This window comes from Pseudomonas sp. GW821-FHT07G10, assembly GCF_059418545.1.
Genome location: NZ_JBWKQB010000001.1, coordinates 554,971 through 570,132, shown reverse-complemented (window position 1 = coordinate 570,132; position 15,162 = coordinate 554,971). Strand labels below are relative to the sequence as shown.

General features: G+C 59.1%; 15 protein-coding genes. 6 read left to right on the top strand and 9 right to left on the bottom strand.

Annotation, left to right across the window (positions count from 1 at the left end; genetic code table 11):
• Nucleotides 1-167: 167 nt before the first annotated feature.
• Nucleotides 168-1,292: a methyltransferase gene (locus AC07O1_RS02595; protein WP_495087830.1), complete on the top strand. Its 1,125-nt coding sequence runs from the start codon at nt 168-170 to the stop codon at nt 1,290-1,292.
• A gap of 90 nt (nt 1,293-1,382) precedes the next feature.
• Here the strand turns inward: AC07O1_RS02595 and AC07O1_RS02590 are convergent, their stop codons facing one another.
• From AC07O1_RS02590 to AC07O1_RS02580, 3 genes are all read right to left on the bottom strand, one after another.
• On the bottom strand, nt 1,383-1,550 hold the full coding sequence (locus AC07O1_RS02590; protein ID WP_494993577.1) for a DUF2474 domain-containing protein: 168 nt from the start codon (nt 1,548-1,550) through the stop codon (nt 1,383-1,385).
• Nucleotides 1,551-1,621: 71 nt separating this feature from the next.
• Nucleotides 1,622-2,629, bottom strand: a complete 1,008-nt coding sequence (gene cydB, locus AC07O1_RS02585) for a cytochrome d ubiquinol oxidase subunit II (protein WP_494993576.1) — start codon at nt 2,627-2,629, stop codon at nt 1,622-1,624.
• Between the two features lie 3 nt (nt 2,630-2,632).
• Nucleotides 2,633-4,066: a cytochrome ubiquinol oxidase subunit I gene (locus AC07O1_RS02580; protein WP_495087829.1), complete on the bottom strand. Its 1,434-nt coding sequence runs from the start codon at nt 4,064-4,066 to the stop codon at nt 2,633-2,635.
• 397 nt (nt 4,067-4,463) lie between these two features.
• Here AC07O1_RS02580 and AC07O1_RS02575 point away from each other — a divergent pair, with 397 nt between their 5' ends.
• Nucleotides 4,464-5,705, top strand: coding sequence for an MFS transporter (locus AC07O1_RS02575; RefSeq protein ID WP_494993574.1), 1,242 nt, complete (start codon nt 4,464-4,466; stop codon nt 5,703-5,705).
• Between the two features lie 14 nt (nt 5,706-5,719).
• Here the strand turns inward: AC07O1_RS02575 and AC07O1_RS02570 are convergent, their stop codons facing one another.
• Together AC07O1_RS02570 and AC07O1_RS02565 are read right to left on the bottom strand one after the other, a co-directional pair.
• On the bottom strand, nt 5,720-6,271 hold the full coding sequence (locus AC07O1_RS02570; RefSeq protein ID WP_495087828.1) for a DJ-1 family glyoxalase III: 552 nt from the start codon (nt 6,269-6,271) through the stop codon (nt 5,720-5,722).
• Nucleotides 6,272-6,338: 67 nt separating this feature from the next.
• On the bottom strand, nt 6,339-6,794 hold the full coding sequence (locus AC07O1_RS02565; RefSeq protein WP_495087827.1) for a DUF4879 domain-containing protein: 456 nt from the start codon (nt 6,792-6,794) through the stop codon (nt 6,339-6,341).
• A 203-nt stretch (nt 6,795-6,997) separates the two neighbouring features.
• On the opposite strand from AC07O1_RS02565, the gene AC07O1_RS02560 reads away from it, so the two are divergent.
• A complete protein-coding gene (locus AC07O1_RS02560) occupies nt 6,998-8,293 on the top strand; it encodes an NCS2 family permease (protein WP_494993571.1) in 1,296 nt (431 codons plus the stop codon).
• On the top strand, nt 8,290-9,378 hold the full coding sequence (trmA, locus tag AC07O1_RS02555; RefSeq protein WP_495087826.1) for a tRNA (uridine(54)-C5)-methyltransferase TrmA: 1,089 nt from the start codon (nt 8,290-8,292) through the stop codon (nt 9,376-9,378). Before AC07O1_RS02560 ends, trmA begins: the two co-directional genes overlap by 4 nt.
• A gap of 65 nt (nt 9,379-9,443) precedes the next feature.
• Here the strand turns inward: trmA and AC07O1_RS02550 are convergent, their stop codons facing one another.
• Both AC07O1_RS02550 and AC07O1_RS02545 read right to left on the bottom strand, forming a co-directional pair.
• Nucleotides 9,444-9,890, bottom strand: coding sequence for a DUF2442 domain-containing protein (locus AC07O1_RS02550; RefSeq protein ID WP_495087825.1), 447 nt, complete (start codon nt 9,888-9,890; stop codon nt 9,444-9,446).
• Nucleotides 9,887-10,285: a DUF4160 domain-containing protein gene (locus AC07O1_RS02545; RefSeq protein ID WP_495087824.1), complete on the bottom strand. Its 399-nt coding sequence runs from the start codon at nt 10,283-10,285 to the stop codon at nt 9,887-9,889. Before AC07O1_RS02545 ends, AC07O1_RS02550 begins: the two co-directional genes overlap by 4 nt.
• A 354-nt stretch (nt 10,286-10,639) precedes the next feature.
• On the opposite strand from AC07O1_RS02545, the gene aroQ reads away from it, so the two are divergent.
• Together aroQ and AC07O1_RS02535 are read left to right on the top strand one after the other, a co-directional pair.
• On the top strand, nt 10,640-11,080 hold the full coding sequence (gene aroQ, locus AC07O1_RS02540) for a type II 3-dehydroquinate dehydratase (RefSeq protein ID WP_494993567.1): 441 nt from the start codon (nt 10,640-10,642) through the stop codon (nt 11,078-11,080).
• Nucleotides 11,081-11,085: 5 nt separating this feature from the next.
• Entirely contained in the window at nt 11,086-11,940 is an 855-nt protein-coding gene (locus AC07O1_RS02535; RefSeq protein WP_494993566.1) for a shikimate dehydrogenase, read from the top strand.
• 47 nt (nt 11,941-11,987) lie between these two features.
• Here the strand turns inward: AC07O1_RS02535 and AC07O1_RS02530 are convergent, their stop codons facing one another.
• Both AC07O1_RS02530 and quiC read right to left on the bottom strand, forming a co-directional pair.
• Nucleotides 11,988-12,665, bottom strand: a complete 678-nt coding sequence (locus AC07O1_RS02530; protein ID WP_494993565.1) for a TetR/AcrR family transcriptional regulator — start codon at nt 12,663-12,665, stop codon at nt 11,988-11,990.
• A 102-nt stretch (nt 12,666-12,767) separates the two neighbouring features.
• Nucleotides 12,768-14,678, bottom strand: a complete 1,911-nt coding sequence (quiC, locus tag AC07O1_RS02525; protein ID WP_495022813.1) for a 3-dehydroshikimate dehydratase QuiC — start codon at nt 14,676-14,678, stop codon at nt 12,768-12,770.
• Nucleotides 14,679-15,162 lie beyond the last annotated feature (484 nt).

Here is a 15,162-nt window from a genome sequence, read left to right as displayed (position 1 = left end):
AAAACCTGCGAGTAATTCATTAGAAAAAAACGTACCATTTGCGGCCGCATCTGAGTGATGACGCGAGTTGCCCAGCACCGCGACGCAGTCCACTCAGACGATCCTGCAAGCATCGAAGCCGCCCAGGCCCTGCGGGACACCCGTTGATTACCCAGAGTCCCCGCACCATGCCCCTGCTCGACAGCCCCTTCGCCCAGCTCGACCTGATCCGCCAGCCTGAACAACAGAACGAGCCGTTACAGGCCTTCGACGCGGCTGATGAATTCCTGCTCAACCATCTGGCCGAGCAACGGCCGGCAGCGGATATCCGGGTATTGGTGCTCAACGACAGCTTTGGCGCTCTGGCAGCCAGCCTGGTCGGGCAAGTACAGGTCACTAGCAGCAGCGACTCGTTTCTCGCCACCCTGGCACTGGAGAAGAACCTGGTGCGTAACGGCCAGGCCTTCGATGCCGTGCCGATCGTGCCCGCCAGCGAAAACCTGACCGGACCGTTCGACCGGGTGTTGATCCGGGTGCCGAAAACCCTGGCCTTGCTGGAAGAACAGCTGATTCGCCTGCAAGACCAACTGGCCCCCGGTGCGCAGGTGATTGCGGCCGCCATGGTCAAACACCTGCCACGCGCCGCCGGCGATCTTCTGGAACGCTATATTGGCCCGGTACAAGCTTCGCTGGCGGTGAAAAAAGCCCGCCTGCTGATCGCCACACCCGAGAGCAAAAAACCAGCCGTATCGCCTTACCCGACTCGCTACACCCTCGAGGAGCCTGCGATCGAATTGTTGAACCATGCCAATGTGTTCTGCCGCGAAGGTCTGGATATCGGCACGCGGGCGTTTCTCCCACACTTGCCGAAAAACCTTGGCAGTGCGCGGGTCGCCGACCTGGGATGCGGTAACGGGGTGCTGGCCATCACCAGCGCGCTGCAAAACCCTCAGGCTCAGTACACGCTGGTGGATGAATCATTCATGGCGGTGCAATCGGCGGCCGAAAACTGGCGCGCGGCACTCGGTGAGCGCGCAGTGATTGTCCGCGCTGGCGACGGCCTGGCCGGGCAAGAGCCGCAATCGCTTGACGTCGTGTTATGCAACCCGCCGTTTCACCAGCAACAGGTGGTCGGTGATTTCCTTGCCTGGCGGATGTTCCAACAAGCTCGTGAGGCGCTGGTGGTCGGCGGCGCGTTGTATATCGTCGGCAATCGTCATCTGGGCTATCACAGCAAACTCGCCCGATTGTTCCGTGGCGTCGAACAAGTAGCGGCCACGCCCAAGTTCGTGATTCTCAAAGCGCGTAAATAACGCTCGAATCCCACGCAAAAAAAACCCTCCGTCAGGAGGGTTATAAATCCGTGCCGCAAGGCAACGGGATGGGAATGGGTGTCGCGAATTTCAGTGTGTGGTCAGGCCGGCGGCGTTCATGAACATGCGCATCAGGCTGGCGACGATCGCCAGGGTCAGCACGCTGCCGGTCCAGATCACCGCCAGCCAGCCAAGCCTGTGCCAGAGCGGTTTCTTTTCCGCCTGTTCGATTTCCTGCAAGGAGTGTTTGCCGGTCATTACCTGAAATCCTCTCTGGGGGTTTGATGGTGCCCAAGAACACGCCATCGCGAGCAAGCTCGCTCCTACACCTAGTGATAACCGTCTTCATGGGTGACCTTGCCGCGGAACACGTAATAGCTCCAGAAGGTGTAACCCAGGATGAACGGGATGATGAATAACGTGCCGACCAGCATGAATCCCTGGCTTTGCGGCGGCGCCGCGGCGTCCCAGATCGATATCGACGGCGGCACGATGTTCGGCCACAGGCTGATGCCCAGACCGCTGTAGCCGAGAAAGATCAGCACCAGGGTCAACAGGAACGGCGTGTAATGCGCATTGCGGGCCACGGCGCGGATCAAACCGTACAGGGTCACCAATACCAGAATCGGCACCGGCAGGAACCAGAACAGGTTCGGCAAGGTAAACCAGCGTGCCGCGATCTCGACATGGGCCAGCGGGGTCCAGATACTGACAATGCCGATTACCGCCAACAAGACGAACGCCAACGGTCGCGCAAGATTATGCATCTGCTCCTGCAGCTTGCCTTCAGTCTTCATGATCAGCCAGGTGCAGCCGAGCAAAGCATAGGCGACCACCAGTGCCACACCGCAGAACAGTGTGAAGGGCGTGAACCAATCCAGCGAACCGCCGGCGAACTGGCGGTTGACCACCGGAATGCCATCGATGAAAGCCCCCAGCGCCACGCCCTGAAAGAAGGTCGCCGTCAGTGAGCCGCCGATAAAGGCCTTGTCCCAGAGGTGTCGCTTGTCGTCCTTGGCCTTGAAGCGGAATTCGAAGGCAACGCCGCGGAAAATCAACCCGATCAGCATCAGGATCAACGGCAGGTACAGCGCCGAGAGCACCACCGAGTAGGCCAGCGGAAAGGCCCCGAAGAGTGCGGCGCCGCCCAGCACCAGCCAGGTTTCGTTACCGTCCCAGACCGGCGCGACGGTGTTCATCATCACGTCGCGATCGCGGTCCTCCTTGACGAAGGGGAAAAGGATTCCGATCCCCAGGTCGAACCCATCCATAACCACGTACATCATGATGCCGAAGATGATGATCACGGCCCAGATCAGCGGAAGATCAATACCCATGACTCAGTTCCCCTTGTTCAGGCTGTCGCTGTGATCGCCATCATCATCAGCAGCGGAAAGCGGACGCGCTGGTGTACGTTTCTGGCCAGGACCACCGTGGCTTGCTTCGGCCCCCTCGTTGAGCACCGGTCCTTTGCGCACCAGACGCATCATGTAGCCCAGACCCACGCCAAACAGCGAGAAATACACCACGACGAACAAGGCAAGGGTGATACTCATCTGCGTCAAGCTATGCCCCGACGAGGCATCTGCCGTGCGCATCAATCCGTAGACCACCCACGGCTGGCGCCCGATCTCGGTGGTGAACCAGCCGGCAAGGAGCGCGATCAGACCGGACGGCCCCATCCACAGCGCCAGATACAGGAACGGACGAGACGAATACAGGGTGTCGCGTTTGCGCAGCCACAGGCTCCACAACCCGGTGAAGATCATCAGCATACCCAGCCCGACCATGACCCGGAACGACCAGAAAACAATGCTCGAATTCGGTCGGTCTTCAGGTGGGAAGTCCTTGAGCGCCGGCACTTGTTTGTCCAGCGAGTGGGTCAGGATCAGGCTGCCCAAATAAGGGATTTCTACGGCAAAACGGGTCTTCTCGGCTTTCATGTCCGGCCAGCCGAACAGGATCAACGGAGTCGGCTCATTGCCGACATTCTCCCAATGGCCCTCGATCGCGGCGATTTTAGCCGGTTGATGCTCGAGGGTATTGAGGCCGTGGAAGTCACCGATAACCGCCTGGATCGGCGCCACGACCAGCGCCATCCACATCGCCATCGACAGCATCGTGCGGATTGCCGGGTTGTCACGGCCGCGCAGCAGGTGCCAGGCAGCGGACGAACCGACGAAGAAGGCGGTAGCGACAAAGGCCGCCGTGGCCATGTGCATCAGACGGTAGGGGAAAGACGGGTTGAAAATCACCGCCAGCCAGTCAACCGGAATCACCCGACCGTCAATGATTTCGAAACCTTGCGGGGTTTGCATCCAGCTGTTGGAAGCCAGGATCCAGAAGGTCGATATCAGCGTACCGATGGCCACCATGACGGTTGCGAAGAAGTGCAGCTTGCGCCCGACCCGGTTCCAGCCGAACAGCATGACGCCGAGGAAACCAGCCTCGAGGAAGAACGCCGTGAGCACCTCATAGGTCAGCAGCGGCCCGGTGACAGACCCGGCAAAGTCGGAGAAGCGGCTCCAGTTGGTGCCGAACTGATAGGCCATGACCAGCCCGGAAACCACACCCATGCCGAAGTTGACGGCAAAGATCTTCGACCAGAAGTGGTACAGATCGCGGTAGGTATCGTTGTGCGTCTTCAGCCACAGGCCTTCGAGCACCGCCAGGTAACTCGCCAGACCAATAGTGATGGCTGGAAACAGGATGTGGAACGAGATGGTAAACGCGAACTGAATTCGGGCGAGATCAAGTGCCTCCAAACCGAACATAAGTCTTCCTCTGTCAGGTAATACCGGCTGCCGGCTGGAGGCCTGCACCCACTGCCCCCACGGATATGGCGCGTGGCGAATTCAAATTCGTTTTTTCTAAACCATCACAACGCAGGGATTCTGGCCATCTGGCCGCCAGATCAGTTCCGGAAAAGGAATTGATCTGGATCAATCAACGTTCAAAGAGTAGTCCCATTTTCAGGCCTGGACTGTGTGGTCGTTTGTCGCGTGACAGGTTGCCTCACCGGACTCAGGGGTGAGGGGTTTGCCCCCTCGTCAGAGGGAATGTCGCCATTGTTGAAATAGATGCTTGGCTAACGATATTTTCGGCCATGGCAACCAATGGTTACAGCTTGGTGATAGTCTCGTTTTCCCCCCGCACAGACCTGCCTTTCAGATGCCTAGCCAAGCCCCCCTTCTGTTGCGTCATCACCGCCCTTTTATCGCGTTCTGGCTTGCTCGGGTGTTTACCGCCAGTGGTTTCCAGATGCTGACCGTGGCCATTGGCTGGAACCTCTATCAACTGACCGGCAATGTCCTGGACCTCGGTTGGGTCGGGCTGGTGGAGTTCGCCCCGAGGGTGCTGTTCATGCTCCACACCGGGCATGTGGCGGACCGTTATGACCGGCGCAAAATCGCAGCCATCTGTCAGTCCCTGCAAGCATTGATCGCGTTGGCCCTGGTGATCGGCAGTGTCACCGACAACGTCACCCGGGAAATGATCTTCATCCTCGCCTTCCTGCTGGGTGCCGCCCGCTCGTTCGAAATGCCGACAACTCAAGCGTTGCTGCCGACCATCGTCCCCGGTGCACTGTTCCCGCGAGCCGTTGCCGCGTCGCAGTCAGCCCAACAATCGGCCACCATTGTCGCGCCGGCTCTGGGCGGTTTGCTCTATGCCTTCGGCAGCGTCTGGGTTTACGGCCCCACCGTGATTTTGTACATCATTGCCTGCCTGCTGATGCTCAACCTGCCCGCCCGACAGACACCGCTGAACAAAGGCAAGGCGACGCTGGACTCGCTGCTGGCCGGGATTCGCTTCATTCGCAGTCGGCCGGACATTCTCGGGGCGATTTCCCTGGACCTGTTCGCCGTACTGCTGGGGGGGGCGACAGCATTGCTGCCGGTGTTCGCCAAAGACATCCTGCTCACCGGGCCATGGGGCCTGGGGTTACTGCGCTCGGCCCCTGCTGTCGGCGCCTTGCTGATGTCGCTGTGGCTGGCGCGCTTTGCCGTAGAGCGCAACGTCGGGCGAATCATGTTCACCGCCGTTGCCGTATTCGGCGTTGCGACCATTGCCTTTGGCTTATCGACCTCATTCTGGTTCTCCCTCGCGGTCCTGGTGGTGCTGGGCGCCGCTGACATGATCAGCATGGTGATCCGCGCCTCCTTCGTGCAACTGGAAACCCCGGACGAAATGCGCGGCCGGGTCAGCGCCGTGAACGGCCTGTTCATCGGTGCCTCGAACCAGTTGGGTGAATTCGAATCCGGCGTGACCGCCCATTGGTTCGGTACCGTGCCGGCTGTGGTGCTCGGTGGGATCGGTACGCTGATGGTCACCGGTGCATGGATCAAACTGTTTCCGACACTGGCCAAACGCGACCGCATGCATGCGGTCGCGAGTGTCGAAACCAACGCCTGAGGAGCCCTTCGCGGTTAAACCACCAACTCCCCCGCCAACGCCGCTCGCTTGGCCTTGCCGCAGAGTTGCTCAACCAGTGTCAGCGCAAACGGCAGCGCCGCGCCGGAGCCTTGGGCGGTGATGCAATTGCCGTCGACGACGACCGGTTGGTCGATGAAGTTACAGCCGGACAACTGATGGCTGGCTGTTGGCAGGCAGGTCATGCGCCGCTGGCGCAGAACGCCATAAGTCTGCAAGGCCTGCGCCGGGGCTTCGGCGATGCCGGCGAACAGACGTCCGGCCGCAGCCTGGTCCGTAACCAATTGCAGCAAGGGTTGATGGGCCGCCAGGTGCTGGACGCCGACCACACCGCCGGGCAGTACGATCAAGTCGAAATGCTGTGCCAGCACATCCACCAGCATGGCGTCGGCCGTCAGCCGGGTACCGCGCGCGCAAGTGAGCATGCGCCGAGACTCAATGCTGGCCACCACCACTTCAATCCCGGCGCGGCGCAGTACATCGATCAGGGTCACGCTTTGCAGGTCGTCGATGCCTTCGGCGAGGGTGATCAGGGCTCTAAAGGTCATGGGCTGTTTCCACACAATGATCCTTAAAGCTTAGTCAGCTTTCCTTATAAGAGTCCGGCGAGTGCAATTACTTGATGTAGATCTGCGCTGACAGGGTGTTTCCAGGCGCGTTGATGGACGTGTTACTGAAGGTGAAGGTGCCCTCCTGTTTGCCGACCAGATCGAAGATATAGAGATAACCGACTATTTTCGCCGAATCGGAACACGCCCCCAAACCATTGCCGGCGGCCGCGCAGACCCTCGTTTTACTACCACTCACCGCTAAACCGTCCAACGCGACAATCGGGTTGCGGCCATAACCCTGCTCCAGCACGAAAACCCTGATAGTCCCACCGCCGTGATTGCAGTGGGTCTGTTCACGGCCATCCGATACGTCTTCCAGGCCACAGACCGGCGACTGGACCTTGAGAATTTTCACCTCGCTCAACGGCGGGGCCGGAGCAGCCAAGGCGGTTTGTGCCCCTGTTAGCAGGGCGCCCAACAACCCAAGAAGCAAAACGACACTGTTCTTTGTGCAATACATATCTACCCCCAAACTTGCGCGCAGTATGCCCCACTACCCACTATGGCAAAACAACGCCGAGGATCGCAGTCATTGGCGCAAGCTACTGGTATGATGCGCGGCTTTTTCCGACCCACAGAAAATCAACAGGTGCTTCAGGCAGACTGTGCTTTGCTGTTTGAGTCGATACATTCACGGCGCCGGGCGCGCCACGGGGAGCAGACATGCTGGAAAGGCTGTTTCAACTCAAGGCACACAACACCAACGTGCAGACCGAGATTCTTGCGGGCCTCACGACCTTCCTGGCCATGGCCTACATTCTATTCGTCAACCCGAGCATCCTCGGCGAGACCGGCATGGACAAGGGTGCAGTGTTTGTCGCGACCTGTCTGGCGGCGGCCATCGGCTCGACCGTGATGGGCCTGATCGCCAACTACCCGATCGCTCTGGCGCCGGGCATGGGCTTGAACGCCTTCTTCACCTACACCGTAGTCCTGCACATGGGCCACACCTGGCAAGTAGCACTGGGGGCGGTGTTCATCTCGGCGGTGATGTTTTTCCTGTTGTCGATCTTCCGCATCCGCGAATGGATCATCAACAGCATCCCGCTGGCGCTGCGCTCGGCGATTGCCGCCGGTATTGGCCTGTTTCTGGCACTGATCGCCCTGCACAACGCCGGCATCGTGGTCAGTAACCCAGCCACTATGGTTGGCTTGGGCGATCTGAAACAACCGGCACCGATCCTCGCCACCCTGGGTTTCGCCCTGATCGTCGCTCTTGAAGCCCTGAAGGTTCGTGGCGCAGTGCTGATCGGCATTCTTTCGGTGACTATTGTTTCCATCGCGCTGGGCTTTACCCCGTTCGGCGGCGTGATGTCGATGCCGCCTCCCCTGGCGCCGACCTTCCTGCAACTGGACATCAAAGGCGCGCTGGACATCGGTCTGGTCAGCGTGATCTTCGCTTTCCTGTTCGTCGATCTGTTCGACAACTCTGGCACTCTGATCGGCGTGGCCAAACGCGCCGGCCTGATGGGCAAAGACGGCCACATGCCGAAAATGGGTCGCGCCCTGATCGCCGACAGTACTGCGGCCATGGCAGGCTCCTTGCTGGGCACCTCGACGACCACCAGCTATATCGAGTCGGCAGCGGGCGTCAGCGCCGGCGGCCGTACCGGTCTAACCGCCATTGTTGTGGCGATCCTGTTCCTGCTGGCATTGTTCTTCGCGCCACTGGCCGGCAGCGTTCCAGCCTTCGCCACCGCGCCCGCCCTGCTGTTCGTCGCGGTACTGATGACCTCCGGCCTGGCCGAAATCGACTGGGACGACATCACTGTCGCCGCGCCTGTAGTTGTCACCGCCCTGGCGATGCCGTTCACTTATTCCATCGCCAACGGCATTGCCTTCGGTTTCATCTCCTGGACCGCGATCAAGGTGCTGTCCGGTCGTGGTCGTGAACTGAACTCGGCGCTGGTGATTCTGTCGATTCTGTTTGTGATCAAGCTGGGTTGGTTCAACGCATGAGTGCTCCGTCTTTCGACACCGAAGCCTACACCCGTCAGCTCGACGAAAAAGCTGCGCGCCTGCGCGAACTGCTGGCGCCGTTCGATGCGCCCGAGCCTCAGGTGTTTGACTCACCGCTGAAGAATTTCCGCCTGCGTACCGAATTCCGCCTGTGGCGTGAAGACGGCGAGCGCCACTACGCAATGTTCGCCCCGGGGGACAATCGCACGCCGATTCTGATCGAAGAGTTCCCGATCGCCAGCCTGCGCATCAATCAATTGATGCCGCAGCTCAAGGCGGCATGGCAAGCCAGCGCAGCATTGAGCCACAAGCTGTTTCAGGTGGATTTCCTGACCACCCTGGCTGGCGATGCGATGATCACCCTGTGCTATCACCGCCCGCTGGATGAGCACTGGCAAGTCGCCGCAGAAAAACTGGCCGCCGACTTGAATGTCAGCGTGATCGGCCGTTCCAAGGGCAAGCGCGAGGTGATTGGCCGCGATTATGTGGTCGAGAAGCTCGACGTCGGCGGCCGCACGTTCAGCTACCGCCAACCGGAAGGCGCGTTCACTCAGCCCAACGGTACGGTCAACCAGAAGATGCTCAACTGGGCGTTCGAATCACTCGGCGAGCGTTCGGATGACTTGCTGGAGCTGTATTGCGGCAACGGCAACTTCACCCTGCCGCTGGCAACCCGTGTGCGCAAAGTGCTGGCCACCGAAATCAGCAAGACCTCGGTGAATGCCGCATTGAGCAACCTCAGCGAAAACGCTGTGGATAATGTCACCCTGGTGCGTTTGTCCGCAGAAGAACTGACCGAAGCCTTGAACGAGATTCGCCCGTTCCGCCGTTTGCACGGCATTGACCTCAAGAGCTACGAGTTCGGCAGCGTGTTCGTCGACCCACCGCGCGCCGGTATGGACCCGGACACCTGCGAGCTGACCCGACGCTTCGAGAATATCCTCTACATCTCGTGCAACCCGGAAACCCTCGCGGCCAACATCGCCCAACTGCACGACACCCACCGCATCACCCGCTGTGCGCTGTTCGACCAATTCCCATGGACTCATCATATGGAGTCCGGGGTGTTGTTGACCCGGCGCTGAAACTGCTCTGACCTACAAAACAGCCGTCGCAATGACGGCTGTTTTGCATGGGTCATCCGGGCGGCTTAAAGGGTGACATCGACCTTGCGCGGACGACCACCCTTTCTACCGTTAGTACGGGCCGCCTGCGCTTTGGCATCACTGCTTTGCCGTCCATTGCGCGAGGCGATCACTACCGCTGCCATGTCCATCAACGGCTTGCTGGCCGATATCAGACCGGCAATGGATACCTGTAAATCCCGCGCCTCATGACAGATCGCCGTACCTGCAAAGCCAATTTCCAGTCCGGCGAAATCCTCGCCCTTGAAATCATCGAATTCCGGATAGTTCTTCACCGGCAGCAGGATCGCGCTGCCATCTTCAAAACCGATAGACAGGCGCTGCTCCTGAAACTTCACGGTGGTCGCATTGACCCCGCGACTGCGGCGAGCCTGACCACGTTCTATCGCCTCATCCAAAACGGCCTCGGTTACCGGCCCATCGAATGGCACCCTGGCCTTTATCGTTTTCATAGTTCGATCTCCACCCTGTCTGGCGCATCAACCAGCCCCAGCAGGGTTTTATTTCCCTCTAGCTCATAACGAGCCGACTCAATCAGATAGGTCGTGCTGCCAGGCCTCTTCGTTGCGACCACTTCATCTGCCTGCCAATCCCACAATTGATTATCCAGGCAGGCAGTCTGAATTTTGGCCCACCAAATACTGCGCGCACGCTGCAAATGAGCAGGTTGTTTCAGCTCCTGACGCAAGCCCTCCAGGATCGCCAAAGGCGGTCGACGGGCATAAGGGATGACATCCCACAGCTCAACGCCGTTATGCCAGAAGCTGAATTTGAAACGAGCACTCCATCTGCCTCCGTCGACATGCACGTGAGGCGGACAGTGTTCGTCTCGCAGCATGAGCACCATCGCCAATCCCTTTTAGTTGCATATTTTCATGCTAACCCATCCGTTAGGTTAATAAGCCACTTGGCTCGTTTTTCCTTAATGAATCCGACAGCTGGCAGTTTTCCATGCCACTGCCCGGACTTGAGATTAGTTCTGCCGGCGGGCAAAGCCCCTCGTCCTGCGGCGCCAAGTCGTAAGTAATTCTTACTACCCCGCCCTCTGCCCTGGCTGAAATGTCCGATCACCGAACACTTATTTCTGCCGTTTCTTGCCTGCCGCATGTCTTCAATTGACCGAAGTAACTAGTTAGTACAATTTATCCCCACAGGCTGACTCTCTCAGCCAAAGCCAAAAATAACAGCGGAGATACCCCACATGTCCCCTATCGTTCTGGTGCTCAACGGCCCGAACCTGAACATGCTCGGCACCCGTGAGCCGGCGACTTATGGCCATGAAACCCTGGCTGACATTTCTGCCTTGTGCGGCCGTGCCGCAGAGGAGTTCGGGTTGGCAGTAGAGTTTCGCCAGACCAACCACGAGGGCGAGTTGCTCGACTGGATTCACGGCGCTCGCGGCCGTTGCGCCGGGATCGTGATCAACCCGGCGGCCTGGACCCACACTTCGGTGGCGATCCGCGATGCGCTGGTGGCCAGTGAGCTGCCGGTGATCGAAGTCCACCTGTCCAACGTCCATGCTCGCGAACCGTTCCGTCATCACTCGTTTGTGTCGGCGATTGCCAAGGCCGTGCTTTGCGGTTTTGGTAGCAACGGCTATCGCCTGGCGCTGGAGCATTTCAGCCAGCAGTTGAAGGGGTGATCGGTATGTCGCAGAAAACCGGTGTACTGGCTGGACTGATTGGCGCGGGCATCCAGGCATCGCGCACACCCGCACTTCACGAGCATGAAGGCGATGCCCAGGGCTTGCGCTACCTCTATCGGTTGATCGATCTGGACCCGTTGAAGCTCGACAGCAACGCCCTGCCCGAGCTGCTGTTGGCCGCCGAGCGGATGAATTTTACCGGGCTGAATATCACCTTCCCGTGCAAGCAAACGATCATCCCGTTGCTCGACGAACTTTCACCTGAGGCCAGCGGCATCGGCGCGGTGAACACCGTGGTGCTCAAGGATGGCAAACGCATCGGCCACAACACTGATTGTCTGGGCTTTGCCGAAGGTTTTCGGCGTGGCTTGAATGGCGTCGCCCGCCGGCACGTGGTGCAAATGGGCGCAGGCGGTGCCGGGGCGGCGGTTGCCCACGCGCTGCTGAGCGAAGGTGTGCAACAGCTGAGCATTTTCGATGTGGAAACCAGCCGCGCACAAAGCCTGGCAGACAATCTTAACAAGCACTTCGGTGCCGGTCGCGCCCGTGCGGGAAGCGATCTGCCGAGCGCACTGGCGCAAGCCGATGGCTTGGTGAACACCACACCGATGGGCATGGCCAAGCTGCCTGGAATGCCAGTGCCGGTGGAGTTACTGAGAGCAGAATTGTGGATCGCAGAGATCGTCTACTTCCCGCTGGAAACCGAACTGCTGCGCAACGCTCGAGCTTTAGGCTGTCGCACACTGGATGGCGGCACGATGGCGGTGTTTCAGGCAGTGAAGGCGTTTGAATTGTTCAGCGGCGTGGTGCCGGATGCGCAGCGAATGCTTGAGCACTTTCAGAGCATGAATAGCTAAGAGTTGCACAGGTATGTGTGGCGTGGGGGCAAGCCCCTCGCCACAGCTCAGGCCTGCAAATACCGCAACACCGACTCGCTGATCATTTCGCGATGGCGCTGTTTGATCGCTTCGTCCGCCAGATTGATCTGGAAGATTTCGCCAAAGGTATTGCGGTTCGAGACGCGGTAGAAACAGAACGAACTGATCAGCAAATGCACGTCCAGTGGTTCAAGCCCACGGCGGAACACGCCCTCCTCGGCACCGCGCTCAAGAATCTCCCCCAGTGAATCCAGAATGGTGTTGTTCATCGCCTTGATCGCGTCGGACTGCTTCACGTACTCGGCATTGTGAATGTTCTCGATGCTGACGATGCGCACGAAATCGACGTTGCGATCATGGTGATCGAAGGTGAATTCCACCAGCCGCCGAATCGCCTCACGGGGTTCCAGCTCAGCCAGGTGCAGACGGCTCTCGGTGCTGCGAATATCGCCGTAGAGTTTCTCCAGAACCTCGACGTAGAGCTGCTCCTTACTGCCGAAGTAGTAATAGATCATTCGCTTGGAGGTGTGGATACGCTCGGCGATGGCATCAACGCGAGCACCCGAAAGCCCCTGCTGGACGAACTCGACAATAGCCTCTTGAAGAATATTCTCGCGGGTCTTTTCCGGGTTGTTCTTGCGACTCTTGCGCGGCTCGAGAGCAGGCTCGTCGGGCGCTACAGAGAGGTCTGGGGTCATAGTCATTCCGGGCTCACGGCCATCACTGCACAGGTAGCGATTATGGGCCGCGCCGCGCAGTGAAGGAAAGGACACTGGCGGCCGTTTCTGACCGCCGTTACCAAACGCTTACAACTTGGCCTGCCGCACGCCACCACTGCGTGACTTGGCCATCGCTGCCAGGCGCACCGCGACGTTCGCCGCGCCATAACCCACGTAGCCATTCTTGCGCTGGATAATTTCAAAGAAGAAGCGCCCTTCGAAAGGTTCGGTGTAGACATGGAACAGCTCACCGCCTTGCGCGTCGCGGTCATACAGCACGTTGTAGTACGCCAGTTCACTGAGAAACTCGTCGTCGAAATCAAAACGTGCCGCGAGGTCGTCGTAATAGTTCAGAGGGATATCCAGCAGCGGCACCCCTGCCTCTTTGGCCCGACTGACTTCGGCGAAGATGTTGTCACAATCGAAGGCAATGTGGTGTACCCCAGAACCGCGGTAACTGGACAAGGCGTGTGAAATCGCCGTGTTGCGGTTCTCGGAGATGTTCAATGGCAAACGAATCGAACTGCAACGGCTGCGTAGCGCACGGCTCTTCACCAGACCATAAGGATCGGGCAGTACCACTTCATCGTCGGCCTCGAAATCCAGCAGGCTTTTGTAGAACAGCACCCAGCTGTCGAGACTGTCCGCCGGCAGCGCCATGGCCATATGGTCGATGCGCTTGAGACCGCCGCTGGCGATCAGCGCCGGTTGCAGATTGAAGTCGGTGTCGTAGAGGGTTTTGCCGTCGACGTCCTGATCCACCAGGTAAATCAGGCTGCCATCCGGCGCCCGTACGGCCGCCAGCTCAAGCTCGTTCGGCCCGACCAGACCGCGATAAGGCTGGCCTTTGTAAGCAACAGCCCGAGCCAGTGCGCTGGCGCTGTCCTTGACCCGAATCGCCGTAGCGCACAGCGACGGCCCGTGAGCTTCGAAAAAGCTGTGGGCAAATGAATAGGGCTCTGAGTTGAGAATCAGGTTGATATCGCCCTGGCGTAGCAAGCTGACGTTCTTGGAACGATGCTGACCGGCCTTGACGAACCCCAGGCGCTCCAGCCAGTGAGACAGTTTGGCGCCAAGGCTTTCGTCCACCGCAAACTCGAGAAACTCGATGCCGTCGTACTCGCTGGCCGCAGGCGTGGCGAACAGCGTATCGAGGTTGGCCGCAGGTACAGTTTCTTGTTGCAGGCGCTCGCGGGTTTTTTCTTCCAGATACAGCAAGGAGCGCAAACCATCGGCGGCATTGGCCCGGGGCGGGGCGGCGCGGAAACCGTCGTTGAAGATTTCCAGCGACAACGGTCCGGTGTAGCCACTCTTGATGATTGGCGCGAGGAAGCCCGGCAGGTCGAACTCACCCTGACCAGGGAAACAGCGGAAGTGCCGGCTCCACTCCAGAACATCCATGGCCAGAATCGGTGCGTCGGCCATTTGCACGAAAAAGATCTTGTCGCCCGGAATCTCGGCGATGGCCCTAGGATCGCCCTTGAGCGACAGGGTGTGAAAGCTGTCCAGTAACACGCCAAGGCTCGGGTGATCGGCCTGACGGACGATGTTCCAGACCTGTTGATAAGTGTTCACATGCCGGCCCCAGGCCAGCGCTTCATAGCCAATCCGCAGGCCCCGAGCGCCAGCGCGCTCGGCCAACAGGCGCAAGTCGTCGATCAGGATTTGCTCATCACCGACGCTGTCTGCCGAGGCGTTGCTGCACACCAGCACCAGATCGGTGCCGAGTTCCTGCATCAGGTCGAACTTGCGCTCGGCCCGCTCGAGATTGCGCGACAAACGATCGCGGCGACAACCTTCAAAATCACGGAAAGGCTGAAACAGTGTGATGGCGATGCCCAAGTCAGCGCACATCTGCCTGATTTCACGCGGGCTGCCGTCGTAGTAGAGAAGGTCATTCTCGAAAATCTCCACCCCGTCAAAACCGGCGGCGGCGATGGCTTCAAGCTTTTCCGGCAGGGTACCGCTCAAGGAAACGGTGGCAATGGAACGCTGCATGTTTCAACTCCCGGTGAAATGGGCTGATCTTGTTAGAGGACCTGCACGCTTTTCGTAGCAGCTGCCGAAGGCTGCTACGGGGTTAGCGGTGTGAATTATTGAGCCGAGCCATCCATACAGCAATTCAAAGTGTACGAACTGGTTAGTTTTTCGGGCGATTATCGAACACAATGGCCGTTAGTGAATTGACGATTTTTCGCTCACTGCGCACCATCGACACCACATTGAACCCACCTTAAAAAAGCGGGTTTCAGTTACCAAAGACCCAGAACACACCATAAAAATTTCAAAAATCGGGTACACGCTCATGCTCGCATCCAACGCTTTGCTCCCTTGCTCGCCCCTTCACACGCCCTGCCTGGCGCCCATCCGCAGCCCTCATTCCGACGTTCTACGCGCCCTCGGCTGAACCGTGCTTGCACGCTGAATAAACCGCTTTCGTCCGCTCGGCCCAGCCTTGAGTCGACGAGAACACTCAGCCGAT

Coding starts and splice junctions, on each gene's coding strand:
- AC07O1_RS02595 (WP_495087830.1), top strand. CDS start 168: ATGCCCCTGCTCGACAGCCCCTTCGCCCAGCTCGACCTGATCCGCCAG.
- AC07O1_RS02590 (WP_494993577.1), bottom strand. CDS start 1,550: ATGACCGGCAAACACTCCTTGCAGGAAATCGAACAGGCGGAAAAGAAA.
- cydB (WP_494993576.1), bottom strand. CDS start 2,629: ATGGGTATTGATCTTCCGCTGATCTGGGCCGTGATCATCATCTTCGGC.
- AC07O1_RS02580 (WP_495087829.1), bottom strand. CDS start 4,066: ATGTTCGGTTTGGAGGCACTTGATCTCGCCCGAATTCAGTTCGCGTTT.
- AC07O1_RS02575 (WP_494993574.1), top strand. CDS start 4,464: ATGCCTAGCCAAGCCCCCCTTCTGTTGCGTCATCACCGCCCTTTTATC.
- AC07O1_RS02570 (WP_495087828.1), bottom strand. CDS start 6,271: ATGACCTTTAGAGCCCTGATCACCCTCGCCGAAGGCATCGACGACCTG.
- AC07O1_RS02565 (WP_495087827.1), bottom strand. CDS start 6,794: ATGTATTGCACAAAGAACAGTGTCGTTTTGCTTCTTGGGTTGTTGGGC.
- AC07O1_RS02560 (WP_494993571.1), top strand. CDS start 6,998: ATGCTGGAAAGGCTGTTTCAACTCAAGGCACACAACACCAACGTGCAG.
- trmA (WP_495087826.1), top strand. CDS start 8,290: ATGAGTGCTCCGTCTTTCGACACCGAAGCCTACACCCGTCAGCTCGAC.
- AC07O1_RS02550 (WP_495087825.1), bottom strand. CDS start 9,890: ATGAAAACGATAAAGGCCAGGGTGCCATTCGATGGGCCGGTAACCGAG.
- AC07O1_RS02545 (WP_495087824.1), bottom strand. CDS start 10,285: ATGGTGCTCATGCTGCGAGACGAACACTGTCCGCCTCACGTGCATGTC.
- aroQ (WP_494993567.1), top strand. CDS start 10,640: ATGTCCCCTATCGTTCTGGTGCTCAACGGCCCGAACCTGAACATGCTC.
- AC07O1_RS02535 (WP_494993566.1), top strand. CDS start 11,086: ATGTCGCAGAAAACCGGTGTACTGGCTGGACTGATTGGCGCGGGCATC.
- AC07O1_RS02530 (WP_494993565.1), bottom strand. CDS start 12,665: ATGACTATGACCCCAGACCTCTCTGTAGCGCCCGACGAGCCTGCTCTC.
- quiC (WP_495022813.1), bottom strand. CDS start 14,678: ATGCAGCGTTCCATTGCCACCGTTTCCTTGAGCGGTACCCTGCCGGAA.